Annotated in this window: 14 protein-coding genes; 5 read left to right on the plus strand and 9 right to left on the minus strand. The window is 70.0% G+C overall.

The genetic code is table 11. The features are described 5' to 3' along the window. The first annotated feature begins 10 nt into the window (after window positions 1-10). Window positions 11-700: a pentapeptide repeat-containing protein gene (locus MRBLWS13_RS10700; RefSeq protein ID WP_349425359.1), complete on the plus strand. Its 690-nt coding sequence runs from the start codon at window positions 11-13 to the stop codon at window positions 698-700. A 346-nt stretch (window positions 701-1,046) separates the two neighbouring features. Here the strand turns inward: MRBLWS13_RS10700 and MRBLWS13_RS10705 are convergent, their stop codons facing one another. The 3 genes from MRBLWS13_RS10705 to MRBLWS13_RS10715 form a co-directional block, all read right to left on the minus strand. Next, complete coding sequence (locus MRBLWS13_RS10705; protein WP_349425360.1) at window positions 1,047-2,060, minus strand: cytochrome b/b6 domain-containing protein; 1,014 nt, start codon at window positions 2,058-2,060, stop codon at window positions 1,047-1,049. A gap of 744 nt (window positions 2,061-2,804) precedes the next feature. Further along, window positions 2,805-3,770, minus strand: a complete 966-nt coding sequence (locus MRBLWS13_RS10710; protein ID WP_349425361.1) for an electron transfer flavoprotein subunit alpha/FixB family protein — start codon at window positions 3,768-3,770, stop codon at window positions 2,805-2,807. Between the two features lie 13 nt (window positions 3,771-3,783). Continuing rightward, window positions 3,784-4,560 carry an electron transfer flavoprotein subunit beta/FixA family protein gene (locus MRBLWS13_RS10715; RefSeq protein ID WP_349425362.1) on the minus strand — a complete coding sequence of 259 codons (777 nt, stop codon included), beginning with the start codon at window positions 4,558-4,560 and terminating at the stop codon, window positions 3,784-3,786. Window positions 4,561-4,736: 176 nt separating this feature from the next. On the opposite strand from MRBLWS13_RS10715, the gene MRBLWS13_RS10720 reads away from it, so the two are divergent. Next, on the plus strand, window positions 4,737-5,273 hold the full coding sequence (locus MRBLWS13_RS10720; protein WP_349425363.1) for a MarR family transcriptional regulator: 537 nt from the start codon (window positions 4,737-4,739) through the stop codon (window positions 5,271-5,273). A gap of 153 nt (window positions 5,274-5,426) precedes the next feature. Here the strand turns inward: MRBLWS13_RS10720 and MRBLWS13_RS10725 are convergent, their stop codons facing one another. The 4 genes from MRBLWS13_RS10725 to MRBLWS13_RS10740 all read right to left on the minus strand — a co-directional run bounded on the left by MRBLWS13_RS10725 (window position 5,427) and on the right by MRBLWS13_RS10740 (window position 9,027). After that, on the minus strand, window positions 5,427-6,203 hold the full coding sequence (locus tag MRBLWS13_RS10725) for an enoyl-CoA hydratase-related protein (RefSeq protein ID WP_349425364.1): 777 nt from the start codon (window positions 6,201-6,203) through the stop codon (window positions 5,427-5,429). 163 nt (window positions 6,204-6,366) lie between these two features. Beyond that, window positions 6,367-7,266 carry a 3-hydroxyisobutyrate dehydrogenase gene (mmsB, locus tag MRBLWS13_RS10730; RefSeq protein WP_349425365.1) on the minus strand — a complete coding sequence of 300 codons (900 nt, stop codon included), beginning with the start codon at window positions 7,264-7,266 and terminating at the stop codon, window positions 6,367-6,369. A gap of 42 nt (window positions 7,267-7,308) precedes the next feature. Beyond that, window positions 7,309-8,460: an acyl-CoA dehydrogenase family protein gene (locus tag MRBLWS13_RS10735; RefSeq protein ID WP_349429037.1), complete on the minus strand. Its 1,152-nt coding sequence runs from the start codon at window positions 8,458-8,460 to the stop codon at window positions 7,309-7,311. Between the two features lie 213 nt (window positions 8,461-8,673). Continuing rightward, window positions 8,674-9,027: a YciI family protein gene (locus tag MRBLWS13_RS10740; protein ID WP_349425366.1), complete on the minus strand. Its 354-nt coding sequence runs from the start codon at window positions 9,025-9,027 to the stop codon at window positions 8,674-8,676. 244 nt (window positions 9,028-9,271) lie between these two features. Here MRBLWS13_RS10740 and MRBLWS13_RS10745 point away from each other — a divergent pair, with 244 nt between their 5' ends. Genes MRBLWS13_RS10745 through MRBLWS13_RS10755 form a run of 3 tightly spaced genes read left to right on the plus strand, consistent with a single transcriptional unit; the run spans window position 9,272 to window position 10,224 of the window. After that, a complete protein-coding gene (locus MRBLWS13_RS10745; RefSeq protein WP_349425367.1) occupies window positions 9,272-9,451 on the plus strand; it encodes a hypothetical protein in 180 nt (59 codons plus the stop codon). 41 nt (window positions 9,452-9,492) lie between these two features. Next, window positions 9,493-9,861: a VOC family protein gene (locus MRBLWS13_RS10750; RefSeq protein ID WP_349425368.1), complete on the plus strand. Its 369-nt coding sequence runs from the start codon at window positions 9,493-9,495 to the stop codon at window positions 9,859-9,861. Window positions 9,862-9,876: 15 nt separating this feature from the next. After that, window positions 9,877-10,224, plus strand: a complete 348-nt coding sequence (locus MRBLWS13_RS10755; RefSeq protein ID WP_349425369.1) for a hypothetical protein — start codon at window positions 9,877-9,879, stop codon at window positions 10,222-10,224. Window positions 10,225-10,302: 78 nt separating this feature from the next. Here MRBLWS13_RS10755 and MRBLWS13_RS10760 read toward each other — a convergent pair whose 3' ends face one another. After that, complete coding sequence (locus MRBLWS13_RS10760; protein ID WP_349425370.1) at window positions 10,303-11,736, minus strand: DUF222 domain-containing protein; 1,434 nt, start codon at window positions 11,734-11,736, stop codon at window positions 10,303-10,305. A 235-nt stretch (window positions 11,737-11,971) separates the two neighbouring features. Further along, on the minus strand, window positions 11,972-17,704 hold the full coding sequence (gene pulA, locus MRBLWS13_RS10765; RefSeq protein ID WP_349425371.1) for a pullulanase-type alpha-1,6-glucosidase: 5,733 nt from the start codon (window positions 17,702-17,704) through the stop codon (window positions 11,972-11,974). Window positions 17,705-18,062: the final 358 nt, after the last annotated feature.

Genomic DNA, 18,062 nt, shown 5'->3' on the forward strand with positions numbered 1-18,062 from the left:
GGGTGCAGTGGTGGCAGCACGAACCAAGACACCGCGCGGACGCAGCGGAACAGAGGCCCCCCGGTTCGATTTCGACGAGTCCGCGCTGTCCGGCCTCGCCGAGCGGGACTCGACGGAGTTCGGGTCCACCGGCTTCGAGGGCCTCGCGTACAGCGACGTCGCCCTGGACGCGTGGGAGCTCGGTGTCGGCGACACGGTCGAGGCGTGCCGCTTCGACGGTCTCGAGGTCGCCACGTGGGGCTTCCGCGGCGCGCGCGTGGTGGAGTCCGTGTTCGTCGGTGCGAACATCCCCGTCGCGTCGGGAGCGCGCAGCGATTGGCGGGACGTCGAGGTAAGGGACAGCAGGTTCGGGTCCGTCGAGGCGTACGACGCCGGGTGGCGCGGCATCCGCTTCATCCGCTGCAAGCTCGGCTACGTCAACCTGCGCGCCGCGGAGCTGCTCGACGTCGCGTTCGTCGACTGCACGATCGACGAGATCGACATGCTGGATGCCTCGGCCCGCCGCGTCGCCTTCGAGGCCACCCGCATCGCCACGCTGAACGCCAGCGGCGCGCGGCTCACCGACGTCGACCTCCGGGGCGCCGACATCGGTCAGGTCGTCGGCATGGCGGGACTGCGGGGCGCGACGATCTCATCCGAGCAACTGCAGCTCATGGCACCCGCGCTCGCCGACCTCGCCGGCATCCTCGTCGAGTCCTGACCTCGGGTGCGCCTCTCGACAGGGAGCCCCCGGTCGTTGAGCGAGCGAGGAACGCGGTCGTTGAGCGAGCTTGTGAGTCGAAACGCAGAGACGAAACGCCCCGACCGCGGCACAGCGCGTTTCGTCTCGGTCGCTGGCGCCCCCTCGCTCAACGACCGGCAGGCAAGGCCCCGGTCGCTGAGCCAGCGGAGGACGAGCGCGACCAAACGCCCGGGCCGCGGCACAACGGCGCGTCTCGGTCACTCGGGCTCCCCCGGTCAGCAACCCGCGGGCAGCGCCCCCGGTCGTTGAGCGAGGTTGCGAGTCGAAACGCAGAGACGAAACGCCCCGACCCGTCGAGCAGGCCTCAGCGGCCGGAGACCTTGCCGAAGAGGCGGGCGATGGGGGCGAGCACGAGCGGGCGTGCGGCGATCCACGCGGCCGCGATCACGATGAGCGAGGCGACGAAGAACCAGAACCCCGTCCAGTTGTCGGCGTACGCGTCCGGATCGACCGAGCCCTGTGCGGCGTACATGTGGTTGAGGTTGCGCAGCGCGCCGGTGGCGAACACGAGGAAGACGTGCACCGCGATGAACGCGACGAAGTAGAGCATCACCGGGAAGTGCACCGCGCGCGCCCACTCCACCGGATAGGCCTTGTTCAGCCCGGCGGCGTTCTTCGGCCACACGCCCGACATGCGCACGCCGGTGATCGCCGCCAGCGGCGCGGCGATGAACACCGTCGCGAAGTACGCGAGCTGCTGCAGCGAGTTGTAGTTCACCCAGCCGTTCTCGGTCGGCCAGTCGAGGGAGACGTACTGCAGCGTCGCCGACACGGCGTTCGGGAACACCTCCCAGGAGGTGGGCACGATGCGCAGCCACTGGCCGGTCACGAACAGCAGTACGACGAAGACGACGCCGTTGACCAGCCACAGGATGTCGAGCGACTGGTGGAACCACAGGTTCAGGCTGATCTTGCGCCGGCCGTTGTTGCGCGGCGACCAGAACGCGGTCGGCCGCTTCTCGGTGCGCACCCGCAGGCCCGACCGGATGATGAGCACCATCAGGAACACGTTGAAGAAGTGCTGCCACCCGAGCCATGCGGGGAATCCGATCGGCGCGCCCTCGGGCAGGTGGTACTCGCCCGGGTACGTCTCGAGGAACCCGACCCCCCACGACGTCGACAGCAGCCACCGCACCGCGAGCACGGCCATGGCCGCGGCGTACAGGAGCCCTGCGCCGCCGACGATGACGGCACCGGCCCACTGGCTGCGCGTGAAGGGTCCGATCCGCTTCGGCTCCGCCGGCGGCTCCGGACGCGTGCGTGCGGCCGTCCCCGCCCACACGGTGCGCGGGAAGGGCAGCGGCTCGGACAGCGGCACGCCCGTCACCGTCCCGGGAGGGGCCGGCGCGGCCGGTTGAGCTTCGGCTCGTGGAGTGAGGGGCGCTACAGCATCCGAGGGTGAAACGTCGCGAACCTCGAGATCCTCATCGGTTCGGGGCGTTTCGTCTCTGCGTTTCGACTCGCCAGCTCGCTCAACGACCACGTTCCTCGCTCGCTCAACGACCGGGACCGCCGGGCCGCTCGGCGCAAGGCCCGCAGGCGGCCAGGGCTCGCCGCCCGGCACGCGCGGCAGGCCGCGGCGCAGGGGCCGCGCGCCGGGCGCCGCCGCGTTCGTTCCGGCGGGCTCGGGGGTCACGTTCTGCGGGATCGCGGCCGCCGAAGCCACCGATTGCGCCACCTGAGCGTCGGTGCCCACCGCTTCAGGTGTCACATTCTGCGAGATAACGGCCGCCGAGGCAACCGTTTGCGGCACCTGAACAGGGGCGACGGATGCCGGCGGCCATGGCTCGCCACCGGGCACGCGCGGCAGGCCACGACGGATGCGCCGGGCGGCGCCGGCGGATGCCGCGACCAGAGGTTGCTCGGTGGCTCGAGGCGTTTCGTCTCTGCGTTTCGACTCGCCAGCTCGCTCAACGACCACGTTCCTCGCTCGCTCAGCGACGGGGCCGCCCCGTCCGTCGCCGTCGGGCACCGGCGCCGTGCCGGCGGGCGGCCACGGCTCGCCGCCGGGAACACGGGGCAGTCCTCGCCGCACCGCAGAACCGAACGTCGCCATACCGGGTTACGCCTTCTTCGCCTCGAGAGCAGCGATCAGCTGCGGCACCACCTGGAACAGATCGCCGACGACACCGAAGTCCGCGATCTCGAAGATCGGGGCATCCGCGTCCTTGTTGATCGCGACGATCGTCTTCGCGGTCTGCATGCCGGCCTTGTGCTGGATCGCGCCCGAGATGCCGAGCGCCACGTACAGCTGGGGCGACACCGACACTCCTGTCTGGCCGACCTGGTACGAGTAGGGCACGTAGCCGGCGTCGACCGCGGCGCGAGAGGCGCCGATGGCGGCGCCCAGAGCGTCGGCGAGCTGCTCGACGAGCGCGAACTTGTCGCCGGAGCCGAGTCCGCGACCGCCCGACACCACCTTCGTCGCACCCCGCAGCTCCGGACGCGTCGACGACACCACCGTCTCATCGACCGACGTCACCGTTGCGGCACGGCGACCCGAGGCGCGCACCTCGAGCGGTTCGGCTTCGACCCCGGCGACGGCATCGGCGCGGGCATCCATCGATCCCTGACGGATGGTGATGACCGGCGCCCCCCACGTGACCGCGGCATCGACGTTGTACGCGCCGCCGTAGACCGAGTGGTGCGCGATCACGCCCTCGGGGTCGCGCGAGACGCCGACGGCATCGACCGCGAGGCCGGACCGGGTGCGCGCGGCGTACCGGCCCGCGACCTCGCGGCCCTCCACAGAGTGCGCCACCAGGATGGCGTCGGGCCGCACCTGGTCGGCGGCGGCGGTGAGCGCGTCGACCGCCGTGGCGCCGAGCCCCTCGCCAGGAGCGGCGACCAGCACCGCAGCGGCGCCGAGAGCGGCGGCATCCGCCGCCAGCGCGTCGTCGCCGACGATCACCGCGACCGGCGTGCCGACCGTGGCGGCCGCGCCCAGGAGCTCGGCCGCCGACTTGGCGAGCCCGCCCGACGGGGTCGTGTCGAGGAGGACCAGGATGGAGTCATCTGCAAACGTCATCACGCACGCACCCTCACGCAAGCCGGTTCTGGATCAGGAACTCCGCGAGCTTCTGGCCCGCGTCGCCCTCATCGACGATCTTCACGCCGGCTTCGCGCGGCGGCTTCTCGCTCAGCGCGATGACGATCGACCGCGACGCGGCCGGGTCGTGCGGCTCGATCTCGAGCTCGGCGAGCGACAGTGTCTCGAACGGCTTCTTCTTCGCCGCCATGATGCCCTTGAAGTTGGGAAAGCGCGCGTCGGGAAGCGCCTCGGTGATCGAGATCACGGCCGGAAGCGGTGCGGTCACCTGCAGGCTCGCACCGTCCGACGCGCGTGCGCCCGAGACGGCGTCGCCGGCGATCTCGACCGTGCTGAGGTAGGTCGCACTCGGCACGTCGAGGATCTCGGCCACCATCGCGGGGATGACGCCGCCCGTGCCGTCGGTGGACTGGTTGCCGGCGATGACGAGGTCGAAGCCGGTCCGCTGCAGGGCCGCCGCGAGCACTTCGGCGGTCAGGCCCAGGTCGGCACCCAGGAGCGCCTCGTCGACGACCTGCACGGCCGACGACGCACCCATCGCGAGGCCCTTGCGCACCGTCGCGGACGCGGACTCGGGCGTCATCGACAGCACGACGACCTCGGTGCCGGGCGTCTTGTCGGCGTACGACAGCGCGACCTCGAGGGCACGCTCGCCGATCTCGTCGAGCACCGTCTCGCTCGCGGCGCGATCTGCCAGACCGGTCTCCAGCGACAGCTTGCGATCCCCGTAGGTATCCGGGACTTCCTTGACCAGGACGACGATCTTCATGACGATCTCCTCACGCTGGGCACGAGTCTATGGCGCGGCGTGCAATGTACCCAATCCCGCGGAATGCACCGATCGGACCGACCCGTGGCCCGCCGTGTGTATACATAGACGCCTCTTCGCGGCCCCCGGATCGGGCGCCGCACCGGGGACCGGTACGGTGGAAGGAGGAGGTCGTCATGGCAGCACCCAAGCGTCTTCCGGTCGACCCGATCGCCGAAGCCAAGCGCCAGTGGATCGCCCATGGCTGGGAACCCGCGGCTGCGGGCATGACCGCCGTGACGTCGATCATCAGGGCGCAGCAGCTCTTGTTCGCGCGCATCGACACGGCACTGCGGCCCTTCGGACTCTCGTTCGCCCGGTACGAGCTGCTGCGCCTGCTCGGCTTCACGCGAGAGGGACGGATGCCGATGGCCAGCGCCATCGCACGCCTGCAGGTGCACCCGACCAGCGTCACCAACACCGTCGACCGGCTGGCCCGCGACGGCCTCGTCTCGCGCGAGCCGCACCCGGGCGACGGGCGCGCGGCGATGCTCGTGCTCACCGACACCGGTCGCGAACTCGTGGAGCGGGCGACCGCTGCCCTCAACAGCGAGGTGTTCGAGGATCCCGGACTCGCCGACGCCGACACAACGGAGCTGGTGCGGATCATCGCCCGGTTCCGCAAGGACGCCGGCGACTTCACCGACCCGAAGCCCCAGCCCGAGCCCCTCTGAGAGACCGGTCGTTGAGCGAGGGAGCGCAGCGACCGAGACGAAACGCCCCGAACCGAACGGATACGCCGGGTGCGAGCGTTTCGTCTCTGCGTTTCGTCTCGCAAGCTCGCTCAACGACCGCGTTCCTCGCTCGCTCAACGACCGGAAACAGGTTCAGCGACCCTCGAACTCCGGAGCACGCTTCTCGCGGAAGGCGGCCATGCCCTCCTTCTGGTCCGCGGTGTCGAAGAGGCTCGCGAACACGTGCTTCTCGAGGCGCAGGCCCTCGGCCAGCGACGTCTCGAGGGCGGCGTCCAGCACGGCCTTCGCGGCATACAGCGACGGCAGGCTCTTCGACGCGATGGCTTCAGCCGTCTTCTGCGCCTCGTCGAGCAGATCGGCGGTCGACACGACCCGCGAGACGAGCCCGGAGCGTTCGGCCTCTGCGGCATCCATCATCCGTCCGGTGAGGATCAGCTCGGCGGCCTTGTAGTAGCCGACGGCGCGGATGAGCCGCTGCGAGCCGCCCATGCCGGGGATGACGCCGAGGTTGATCTCGGGCTGCCCGAACTTCGCGCTGTCGGCCGCGAGGATGATGTCGCACATCATCGCCAGCTCGCACCCTCCGCCCAGCGCGTACCCCGAGACGGCGGCGATGACCGGGGTCCGCACCGCCGCGAAATGCGCCCAGCCGCCGAAGTGGTCGCCCATCAGCATCTCGAGCCCCGACTTGGACTCCATCTCCTTGATGTCGGCGCCGGCCGCGAACGCGCGTTCCGAGCCGGTGAGCACGATGGCGCCGATGCCCTCGTCGGCATCGAACGCCGATGCCGCGGCCACGACATCCCAGCAGACCTGCGTGTTCAGCGCGTTGAGCGCCTCCGGCCGGTTCAGCGTGATCCACCCGACTCGACCGCGGGTCTCGACGAGGATCGTCTTGTACTCGGTCATCTCTACTCCGTCCCGCTTGCGCGTGTGCTGCTCCGCTGTCACATTGTGTCGGTTCCGCCTGCACATCGTGACCGATGAGCAGATCCGGCTCCGTGCCGGGGCCGCTCGACTGTCATGTCTTGTGGGCTCCGCCGCCACAGGGTGACAGGCGAGCCGACCGAGGTCAGGCGCTCTCGGCGCGGATCGTGTTGATGATGCCCGAGAAGTCCCGGCCGGCGCCATCGCCGGCGGCGTACTGCGCATAGAGCTCGCGGGCGAGCATGCCCATCCGCGCTTCGACGCCCGTCGCCGAGATCGCGTGCTCGGCGAGCCCGAGGTCCTTGTTCATGAGCGCGCCGGCGAAGCCTGGCTGGTAGTCGCGGTTGGCGGGGCTCGTGGGCACGGGTCCCGGCACCGGGCAGTTCGTCGTCAGCGCCCAGCACTGGCCCGACGCATTCGAGGCGACGTCGAACAGCGCCTGATGCGACAGCCCGAGCCGCTCCCCCAGCACGAACGCCTCGGCGACCGCGATCTGCGATACCGCGAGGATCATGTTGTTGCAGACCTTCGCGGCCTGCCCCAGCCCTGCGCCGCCGCAGTGCACGACGCGGCGGCCCATTGCCTCGAGCAGCGGGCGCGAGGCCTCGAAGTCCTCGTCCGTCCCGCCGACCATGAATGCGAGCGTGGCGTTCTCGGCGCCGACCACTCCGCCCGAGACCGGGGCGTCGAGCGACCGGTGCCCGGCCGCCTCGGCGAGTGCGTGAGCGGCGCGCGCCTCGTCGACGGCGATGGTCGAGCAGTCGATGAAGAGTGCTGCGGATGCCGCGACACCGAGCAGCCCCGCAGTGCCATCCGTACCGCGATAGGCGTCGAGCACCTGCGCACCGGTCTGGAACATGGTGATGACGACGTCGGCGCCGGTGGCGGCATCCGTTCCCGACTCCGCGGTGGTGAGTCCCCCGTCACGCGCTGCGGCGACGGCGGCAGGCATGACGTCGAAGCCCGTCACCTCGTGACCGGCGGCCGCCAGATTCTTCGCCATGGGCAGGCCCATATGGCCGAGCCCCAGGAATGCGATCTTCATTTCGGACCTCCTCGTCGGTGCTTCTCGAACGCGCGGCGAACGTCAGTCGGCGAGCAGCTGGCGTCCGATGATCACGCGCATGATCTCGTTGGTCCCCTCCAGGATCTGATGGACTCGCAGATCGCGCACCACCTTCTCAATCCCGTACTCGTGAAGGTAGCCGTAGCCGCCGTGCAGCTGCAGTGCCTGGTTCGCGACGGTGAAGCCGGCATCCGTCGCGAAGCGCTTGGCCATCGCGCACTGCAGCGACGCATCGGGCGCCTTGGCGTCGAGCGCCGCCGCGGCACCGCGCACAAGGGCGCGCGCGGCGTGCAGTTCGGTAGCCATGTCGGCGAGGGTGAACACGACGGCCTGCTTCTCGGCGAGCGGCTCGCCGAAGGTGAAGCGCTCGTGCACGTAGCGCAGGGCGCGGTCCAGTGCCCACTGCGCGCCGCCCAGCGAGCAGGCGGCGATGTTGATTCGTCCGCCGTCGAGCGCCGACATCGCGATCTTGAAGCCCTGGCCCTCGCCGCCGAGGATGCTCGCGGCGGGCACGCGCACCTCGTCGAGGATCACCTGGCGCGTCGGCTGCGCGTTCCAGCCCATCTTGTGCTCGATCGCACCGAACGACAGTCCGGGTGCGTCGGCGGGAACGAGGAACGCCGTGATGCCGCGAGCCCCCGGCTCGCCCGTGCGCGCCATGACGATGTAGACCGATGCCTCGCCCCCGCCCGAGATGAACTGCTTCACACCGGTCAGCACGTAGTCGTCGCCCGACCGGATCGCACTGCTGGTGATGGCCGCGGCATCCGATCCGGCTCCCGGCTCGGTGAGGCAGTAGCTGCCGAAGCCCGACATCGAGGTGAGGAGCGGCAGCCACTCGCTGCGCTGCGCGTCACTGCCGTACGTGTCGATCATCCACACGACCATGTTGTGGATCGAGATGTAGGCGGCGATCGCGGGGTCGCCCTGCGCCAGCTCTTCGAAGATGGCGGCCGCATCCGAGCGCGACAGCCCCGATCCCCCGAGGTCGTCGCGGGCATAGATGCCGCCGAGCCCGAGCTCGCCGGCGCTGCGCAGCGTGTCGCGGGGGAAGAACGATTTCGCGTCCCACTCCAGCGCGTGCGGCGCCAACTCGTTCTGCGCGAACTCGCGGACGGCGTCGAGGATCGCGGCGCGCTCCTCGGTGGTCAGGCTCGAGGTCAGAGGGGTGATCGTGGACACCGTTGCTCCTTCAGAGATGCAGCACGCCCTCGCGGGGCATCCTGATCAACGCGATCGTGCCGGCATTGGCACCTCGATCATTTTACATGGACTTCCAACTATCTGTTAGGTGAACCATGGAACAACCGTCGGTCACGCTCGCCCGCCCCGTCGAAAGGGCGACTCCCGCAGGAGCCGCCCTTTCGTGATCGCGGATGCCGCCGCTCAGGCTCCGGCGGCCGGCTCCGCCTCGGGCCAGACCATGAACGGCCGCAGCTCGAGCTGTCCGTTGCGGGCCATCGGATGCCGCGACGCGATCTCGATCGCCTCCTCGAGGTCGTCGACCTCGAGGATGTCGAAGCCGCAGATGACCTCGGCCGTCTCGACGAACGGGCCACGAGCGGTGAGGACCTTACCGCCGCGGACCTTCACGACGGTGGACTCCGCCTGCGGGGCGAGCACTTCTCCGATGACGCGCTTGCCGCTGGCGTCGAGGGGATCGACCCACAGGTCGACGTCGGAGTCGTCCGCTTCGGTGTCGGGCTCGAGCGAGGTGACGACGAACATCATGTACTTCATGGTCTGATCCTTCCGTTGCGGGCGGGCGCTCGCCAGCCTCACTCCGGTCGTCGCGCGGGGCCGGACGATGTCGACAGTTCTCTCGAGAATCTTTTTCGGGCTCGGCTCGGCTCGGCTCGGCGCCGACTCCGACGGAGCGCGGACGCTCGCTCGCTCGCTCGCTCGACGAGCATCATCCTCTGGACGGACGACGATGAGACTCTGGAGGGACGCGGCAGGACGGGCGGTTCCGTAGCGTCGAAGCATGGCCAGCACCACATCGACCGTCCCGATCGCCCGCCGCCGCGAGTTGCCCACGGCGGCCGCGCTGCTGCTCACGATCGGCGGCAACATCCTCGTCCTCGCGATCTCCGCCGTCGCCGTGGCCGGTATCGCCGTCGCAGCGGTCGCCGTCTTCGGCCCCGGCATCCTCGACGCCCTCTGATCCCCTGTCGCCGGGCCGCCCCATCAGGCTAGCCTGCGTCTGTGAACGAGCGCGCCGTCCCGATCCTCCTCAGCCGTGACCTTCGTGAGACCCTCGCGTTCTTCGAGAGGCTGGGGTTCGAGAATCGCGGAGCGCCGCCCGAGGAGTGGGGCTACCTCATCATCGGCCGCGGCACCGCCGACCTGCACTTCACCGAGGACCTCTCGGTCGATCCGCTGCGCACATCGTCGATGTGCTACCTCTACGTCGACGACGCGCAGCGCGTATACGAGGAGTGGGCGGACGCGGTCGATCCCGACCCTGCGACCGGCAGCCGGATCGTCGCGCCGGTCACCACGGACTACGGCATGCGCGAGTTCGCCATCGTCGACCGGAGCGGAAACCTCGTCCGCGTCGGAAGCCCGCTCTGACGCTAGGCTCGCGCCATGACGGACGTCGCGACGAAGCCCCGGCCCGGAACGAGCCTGCGAGGTTTCTCGGCACCCATCCTGCTGGTCGGCGCTCTCGTCGTCGTGCCGGTGGCGTTCGGCCTCCTCTTCAACAGTTCGACCGCGCCCGACGACGAGGCCTACGTGCGGATGGCCTTCGCGACCGTGGCGGGGGCGACCATCGCCATCGCCACGGTGCTGGGGCTGCTCGTCGACCGGATCATCCGCCGCGCGACCGTCTCGACGATCGCGATCTTCACCGTGATCGCGCTCGTCGTGGTGCCATACGAGCTCAACGCGATCTCGCGCGCCGCGGAGCTGCTGCTCACCCGACTGAACATGTGACGAGGCGGCACACCCGGTGCCTGGATGAGCATCGGCGCCCGGCGCATTCCCGTTGGCAGCTGGCCGCGGGCACCGCGATCACGTGCGCATCGCGATCTGATCTCGCCGCCTGGTCGGGGATTTCGTGGCAGGCCGCCACTTCACCTCGGCGTCCCACCAGTACGGGCCCTTCACGTGCGGCACGCCGTCGATCATGCGCACCTGCCATCCACCGGTGTCGATGGTGCGATGGTGGAACCAGCACAGCAGCACTCCGTTGTCGGTGTGCGTCGGGCCGCCCCGTGAATGCTCTTCGACATGGTGGATTTCACCCCATTGCGGCGGCACGTGACACCCCGGGATGACACAGCCGCCGTCACGCAGCGTGATCGCACGCCGCTGATGGTGGGTGAACACGCGATCGAGCGTCACCAGGGACACGATCCGGCCGCGCTCGCCGAGCATCACCCGCTGCACCGCACCCGCGCAGGCGATGTGCCGGGCGGCGGCGATCGAGATCGGCTCGTCGTCACCCGGCAGGTGCGCATACCCGCGCCCCGTCGCGAGGTCGTCTTCACGCACGTGCACCACGAGTGTCGAGGCCGCGCCGCCGAGCATCGGCAGTTCACCGGATGCCGCAGCCGCCGTCAGCAGCACTGCCAGGGCATCGTGCCGCCGCTGCGCCGGGGTACGGGAGTCGGCGGCGTCCTCGTACGGACCGTCCCCATCGGGCTCGGCGCCCGTCTCGATGAAGCACGGGCCGGGCACCGGCGCGCCGTCGACTCGCGGGTTCAGCACGCTGTCGAATCCGAGCTGCAGCTGCGCGGCGACCTCGGGCAGTAGGCCGCCCCGCACCGGAACCAGCCCGTCGCCGTCGCGTCGCCCGAAAGTCAGCCCCCGCTTGCGCAGCGCCCGCGCCTCGACCGGCTCGGCACCGTCCGGATCGAGATACGCCGCCCACACCTGCGCAAGGGCGCCCAGTTCGTCGGCGCACGCCGGCCCCGCAGCATCCGCGCCCTCGCCGCACGCCGCCGCGGCGAGCTCCTCATCAGCCGCGAGCAGCCCTGCTCGCCCCGCGCCTGCACGCCGGAACGCCGATGCGACCGCGACGACCCCGTCCACACCCACGTGCGCGCCCGCCAGCGCCGCGCGCAGTCGAGGGAACTCCGCCGGCAGCAGCTCCCCCGTCGACAGCGCCGTGCTCCGCTGCACTGCACGCGCGGCGGCGGCCAGACCGGTCGCGCTGCGGCTCGACATACGCGTCGCCCGCTGCACCAGCTCGCTGAGGTTGCGGCATCCGTAGCGGGTCGTGATGCGGTCGGAGTGCGCACGCAGCTCGTCACGCTCACGCACCGTCGCGACCGCCTCGATCATGACTGCCTCGACACCACGCTGTACGCGGCCCGTCGCCGCAAGAGCCGACAACACCTCGGCGTCATCGCGGATGCGCATTCCGTCGTCAGCGAGAGCCGCGGACGACAATGCCACGAGCGCATCGCCGACCGCCGCGAGGGCCTCGGCGAAGTTCGTCATACCGCCATTCTGACCAGGGGTTCCGACATTCAAACTCCCAGATCAAATGCCGTTTCGCACCTGTGGATAACTCCGGTTGCGCGCCGACTTCGCATCCCCGTGGAGGAGGCATGGCCGATGTCCGACGGCTGCCATACGGTGCCGCCGTGACAGACAACGAACCTTTGTCGAAGGTGAGCCGGCACTCGTCATCACCGGCGCTCGCCCGCCACGTGACGGGCGAGCGCCGGGAGCGTCAGCGACGCTGGGCTTCGACGAGCACCACCGCGGTGCGCGCCGGCACCGTGATCGTGCCGGTCGCGGCATCCCACGTCGTGGTCTTCACGACGGGGTCCGAGCCCTGGGCGAGCGCCGGCGTCAGCGAGAACTTCCGGCCGGCGAGCTCGGCGACCGTCTGCGTGGTGGGCTCGGTGCCGGCGTTGAAGACCACCAGCGCCCCCTTCAGCTTCGGGTCGACGTCCTTGCCGACGAGGTCGTCGATGAGCATCACGATGACGCCGGGAGCGGCATCCGTCCCGCTGTTCGGAAACGAGACCTTCTGCTCGATGAGCGCGGCGGATCCGAGTCGCAGCAGACCGACCTCGTCGCGCACCCGCAGCAGATCGAGGGCGGATGCCTCGGCCGTGGCAATGTCGGGTGCGCCGGGCTTGTTCGCGGGATCGGCCAGGAGCGGCGCCAGGTCGTCCCAGTGGTCGCCGTTGTCGGCCTCGCGCGGCAGGCCCGACCCGAAGGTGGACTCCTGGCCGGTCCAGTCGATGCGGTTGAACCAGTCGCCGGAGTTATAGCTGTTGCGGTCGAGCGACTTCGAACGCAGCAGTTCCGTGCCGGCGTGCCAGAACGACGGCGTCTGCGCGTAGGCGGTGGTCGCGAGCGACAGCGTGTTCATGCGCACGCGGTCCGCCATCGGGGTGTCGGTGGGCAGCTTCAGCACCGAGAGGTCATACAGCGTCTCGTTGTCGTGGGCGTCGACGTACGTGATGACCTCGTCGGGCTGGTCCGCGTATCCCGCGGGCGAGCCGTTGTAGTCCAGCTCGTCGCCCGCCTTGAGCGTGCCGTCCGCCGACATGAAGGTGAAGTCGCGCAGGTTGCCTGCGAGCCCGAGCTTGACGAGATCGGTCTTGTGGGCGAGATCGGCGAACGGATCGCCGGGCGCCGACTGGGCGCTGCCGTTGGGGTCGGTCGCGAGGCCCGTGCCGAAGCCCTGGTAGAACTTCGAGCCGGCGTCGACCGGGCTGCCGCCGTGCACGGCATCGCGCAGCCGGTCGCTGAACGTGCCGATGCCGGTGCCGCCCAGCTGTCCCTGCGTGGCCTGCTCGAAGAGGGCGTTGTTCGCGACCTCGCCGAAGTTCCAGCCCTCGCCGTACAAGTAGATCGCCTTGCCGTCGACGCCGTCGCGCTTGAGCGTGAGCTCGTCGAGGGCGTCGCGGATCGCCAGCATGTTCTCCTTCGAGTGATGGCCCATGAGGTCGAAGCGGAACCCGTCCACCTTGTACTCGCGAGCCCACAGCACGACGGAGTCCACCATGAGCCGCTGGGCGACCTCGTGCTCGGTGGCCACGTTCTGGCAGCACGTCGACGTCTCAACCCCGCCGGCCGCATTCAGGCGCTGGTAGTAGCCGGGCACGACCTGGTCGAGCACCGAGGTGTTCGCCTGTCCCGACGCCGAGGTGTGGTTGAACACCTGGTCGAGCACGACCTGCAGGCCCATGCCGTGCAGCGCGCCCACCATCGAGCGGAACTCGGCGACGCGTGTACCGCCCTCCGGGTCGACGGCGTACGAGCCCTCGGGCACCGAGTAGTGGTGCGGGTCATAGCCCCAGTTGAAGCCGTCGGCGTCGACGATCGGCTCGATGCACGCCTGCTGCTCGGCGCTGTCGGCCGGCATAGAAGCGAGGTCGCAGTCGGGCACGGCCTGCTGCGTGCGGTCCTCCTCGATCGTGGCGATGTCGAAGGTCGGCAGCAGGTGCACCGTGTTGATGCCGGCGTCGACGAGTTGGCGCAGCTGCGCCGTGCCCGCGCTGTCACGCGTGAACGCCCGGTACGTGCCGCGCTCTGCCGCGGGCACCGACTCGTCGGTGACGGAGAAGTCGCGGACGTGCAGTTCGTAGATGGCGCGGTCGACGGGCCGGTCCACGACGGGCGTCTTCGTCTTCTCCCACGCCTTCGGGCGCCACTGCTTGTCGTCCAGGTCGATCGCGACCGACGCTTGCGAGTTGGTCGTGAGCGCCACCGAGTACGGGTCGGTGACCTGATTCGTCTCGATCACCCCCGTGGTCGGCGCGTAGACGACGACCTCCCACAGGTACTCGTCGCCCTTCAGCGCCTTGGCGCCGGCGATGGTCCAGATTCCGGATGCCGCATCCCACGTCGCCTCGTGACGCACGGGGTCGCCGGCCTCGGCCCCTGAGCCCGTCGAGGGCTCCCACGTGAGCAGCGTCGCGCTCTGCGCGGTCGGGGCCCACAGGCGGAACGTCGGCTTGTCCTTCGCGAACGTCACGCCGAGGTCGGCGTCGGCGACGGCATCCGCGTAGAGGTCGTCGAGCACGCCCGGGATCTGCACCCCGGTGAACGCCCGCACCGTGCCGTCGGCGTCGCGCTGCGAGACCAGGAGCTGGCCGCGCAGGAAGGCCGCGGCATCCGTCCCATCCGCCACCCGCAGCGCGACGTAGCCCGCCAGAGCCGGGAACCGCTCCTTCTGCGCGTCGGTGAGATCGCCCTCGACGCGGGTGAGCTCGACCGTCTCACCCCCGACGACCTCGCCGTCTTCCAGAGCGAGGGATGCCGCCGCCGACGCGTGCAGCTGCCACGACGCCTCTGCCGGGTCGGCGCCGAGGTCGGCAGGCCACGCGAGCGTCTCTTCGTCGATCCAGTGCGCGCGCTCCTCGCCGAGGCCGGGGAGCCCGTCGCCGATCTGCAGCACGTGCGTCGCGAGCGTGTACCGGAACACCACGGGCACGCCGTCCTGGGCGGTGAACGAGTAGTTGGACCCGCCCGCAGCACCGCCGACGCCGTAGTTCTCGCTCCAGCTCATGCCGTGCGCGACCTTGCCCTCGTACGCACCGGCGGGAAGGTCGACGGTGAGCTCGTAGACGCCGTCCTTGTCTCCGTCTGCCATGAGGCTCGCGAGGCAGTCCGGCGCCCAGTCGCCCGTGCAGCCGCTCTCGCTCTGGTGCGAGCCCGGAACCGTCACGATGGGGCCTTCGGCGCTCGACTGCACGATGTTCGTGCGCGGGTCGAAGTAGAACGAGATCGGGCCGCCGGGGTGCGTGATGGCGATGTTCCCGCCGCCGAGCACGCCGTTCGCGCCGTAGTTGATCGTCCACGAGCCGTCGATGGCGACCTTGTACTCGTAGTCCCCGGGCGCCAGGTCGAACGTACCGGCCCAGATGCCGTCGGCGCGCAGCGTCAGCTTCGCCGCCTCGCAGCCGGGAGCCCAGTCACCGGCGCAGCCCATCTCGGAGTTGAGGCTGCCGGGCACCGTCACCATCGAGATCGGCGACTCCGGCTCCTCCGGCACGTCGAGCGTCACGGCGTTGCCGACCGATGCGTAGGTCGAAGCGGCGGCGTGGGCGCCGGCGGCATCCGTCGTCACGGCGCGGTACTCCACGAGCGTGCCGTCGGCGAGGCCCTCCGCAGTGTGGAACACGCGGGGGTCGGTGTCTTCAGCCGTGCCGAGCGCGTGCCATTCGTCCGAACCGACCACGCGCCACGCGAAGCTGGTCTCGGTCCACGTCGCATCGTCGACGTCGGCGGCGATCGGCGCCGAGCCGGTGACCGCCGCGCCGGCGGCGGGCGCCGACACGGTGACGGCGAGCGGCGCCTCGGGCGCGGTCACCGGCCGGTCGGCGCGGTAGACGACGGCCGACAGAGCCGGGACGGTGACGGATGCCGTGGCTGCGGCATCCGTCGAGATCGCCGTCGTCGTGCCGTAGACCGGCTCGAGGGACGCGCCGCGGGTGAGTGTGGTGAGGCTCACGGTCTTGTCCGAGGCGGTGTTGTTGAGGGCGACCAGGTACTCCACCTTCTCGTCGCGGTCGACGCGCGAGAAGGCGTAGACGCCCGCGCCGCTGTCGGCGTAGCGCTCGATCTGTGCACCGGTGATGAGCGCCGGGTGCGCATCACGGAGCGCGGCGAGCGCGGCGATCCGCTCGTAGATCGGTGCGGAGGTGTCGTAGCGGTCGACCGAGCCGGCGGTGGCACCCGTGATGAGGTTCTGGTTCTGGTACGCGGCGACCTCGGTCGCGAAGAGGCTCTGGCGGGCGTCCTTGTCGCCGCCCGCGCCTGCGAAGCCCTGCTCGTCGCCGTAGTAGACGACGGGCTGGCCGCGGCCCAGGAACATCAGGTCGTGCGCGAGCAGGTCGCGCTCGAGCGGGTTCGATGTCGACTGCAGCATGTAGCCGACACGGCCCATGTCGTGGTTGCCGAGGAACGTCGGCAGCGCCGTCGCCGACGAGTCGGGCGTCGTGTACCAGTCGTCGCCGGCGTAGAGGCTCTGCAGCCCCTTCGCGCTGTTGCCCGACGCGAAGCTCACGGCCGAGGACTGGAACGTGAAGTCGAGCACGCTGGACATGTCGGTGTCGCGCACGTACGGCGAGAGTTTCACCGGATCGGCGTCGTAGACCTCGCCGAACATGAAGAAGTCGGCCTTGCCCTTGACGTCGCGCGCGTAGTCGAGCACCTCGGTGGTCCACTGCTCCCAGAACTCGAAGTTCACGTGCTTGGCGGTGTCGATGCGGAAGCCGTCGATGCCGAGGTCGATCCAGTCCTGATAGACCTCGACGAAGCCGTTCACGACCGCGGGATTCTCGGTCATCAGGTCGTCCAGGCCGTCGAAGTCGCCGTACGTCACCGACTCGCCCGTCCAGGTCGAGTTGCCGCGGTTGTGGTACAGCGTGGGGTCGTTGAGCCAAGCCGGGGTCTTCGCGTCCGCGTCCTCGGCCGCGATCACCGGCGGGTGCGGGAACGAGGTCGACGGGTCGAGCGCCGGGAACGAGTCGGTGCCGGCATAGGTGGCCGGGTCGAACGCGGTGCCGGCGGCGTCGCGGTAGGGGGTGGTCGCCTGGTCGACGTAGCCGTACTGACCGTCGGCATACGAGACGACGTCGGCGGTGTGGTTCGTGATGATGTCGAAGTACACCTTGATGCCCTTGGCGTGCGCCTCGGCGATGAGCGCCTCGAGCTCCGCGTTGGTGCCGAGGTGGGGATCGATCTGCGTGAAGTCCGTGATCCAGTAGCCGTGGTAGCCGGCGCTCGCGTTCGCGCCCTCGCCCTGCACGGGCTTGTTCTTGAAGCTCGGCGTCAGCCAGATCGCGGTCGTGCCGAGGCCGTCGATGTAGTCGAGCTTCTCGCGGAGACCGGCGATGTCGCCGCCGTTGTAGAAGCCCTTGTCGGTCGGGTCGAAGCCGGTCGTCAGGCGGTCACCCGTCAGGCCGCCCTCGTCGTTCGACTCGTCCGCGTTGGCGAAGCGGTCGGTCATCACGAAGTAGAACTGCTCCTGGCTGCCGGGCTGCCGCACCGGGGCCGTGACGAGGGCGTCGTCGTCGGCGGTGTAGCCGGCGCGCAGGCTCTTCACCTCGACGCCGACGCGGTGGGAGTTGTCGTCGAACACGAACCGCAGCGTCGACGGGCCGTCGACCGTGAGCGGGATGTCATCGTTGCCCCCGTTCAGCCCGTACGACTCGTCCCACGCGTCGTTCACCGCGACCTTGTAGGCATACGAGCCGGCCGGCACTTCGAACTCGGTGGCGTAGATGTTCGCCGTCGCGGTCGGGGCGAGCTCGGTCGCGGCGCAGGCCGGCTGCCAGTCATCGGGGCAGCCGAGCTCGGACTGAAGGCTGCCGACGAGCGCGAACGTGCGCTCGGCTGCAGCGGCGGGAGCGATCGCGACCACTCCTCCGGTCAGGATGAGGGCCGCCGCGGTGAGGCTTGCGGTCACGATGCGGGCACGGGCTGAGGTCGACTTCGACACAGGAGCTCCTGAGTGGGGGGCACGGCGACGTGCCCGTTGTGGTGCGATGTGCGGCCGACATTAGCAGCGCGCTCGCGAGAACTGCAAGCGCTTACATAATGAGAACGCCCTCATCTGGGGGATCCTGAGCGCCGCGGCATCCGTTCTGTCTACCGCGCACGCAATCGCTTGCAGCGTGGTGTCGCAGCGGGGCCGGCGAAATGCGGAATACTTCGGGGCGCCCGTCTGGTCGAGGACGACAAGGGCATCCGCATCGAGTTCATGCACAATCAGCGAGCTGATCCGGCCGACGCCCGCCCGGGCAGCGTCTCTGCACCGCCGGGGCGCGGGTTCGCGGCGACCGCGACGACCGCGACGA

This window comes from Microbacterium sp. LWS13-1.2 (assembly GCF_040144835.1).
Classification (GTDB): domain Bacteria; phylum Actinomycetota; class Actinomycetes; order Actinomycetales; family Microbacteriaceae; genus Microbacterium.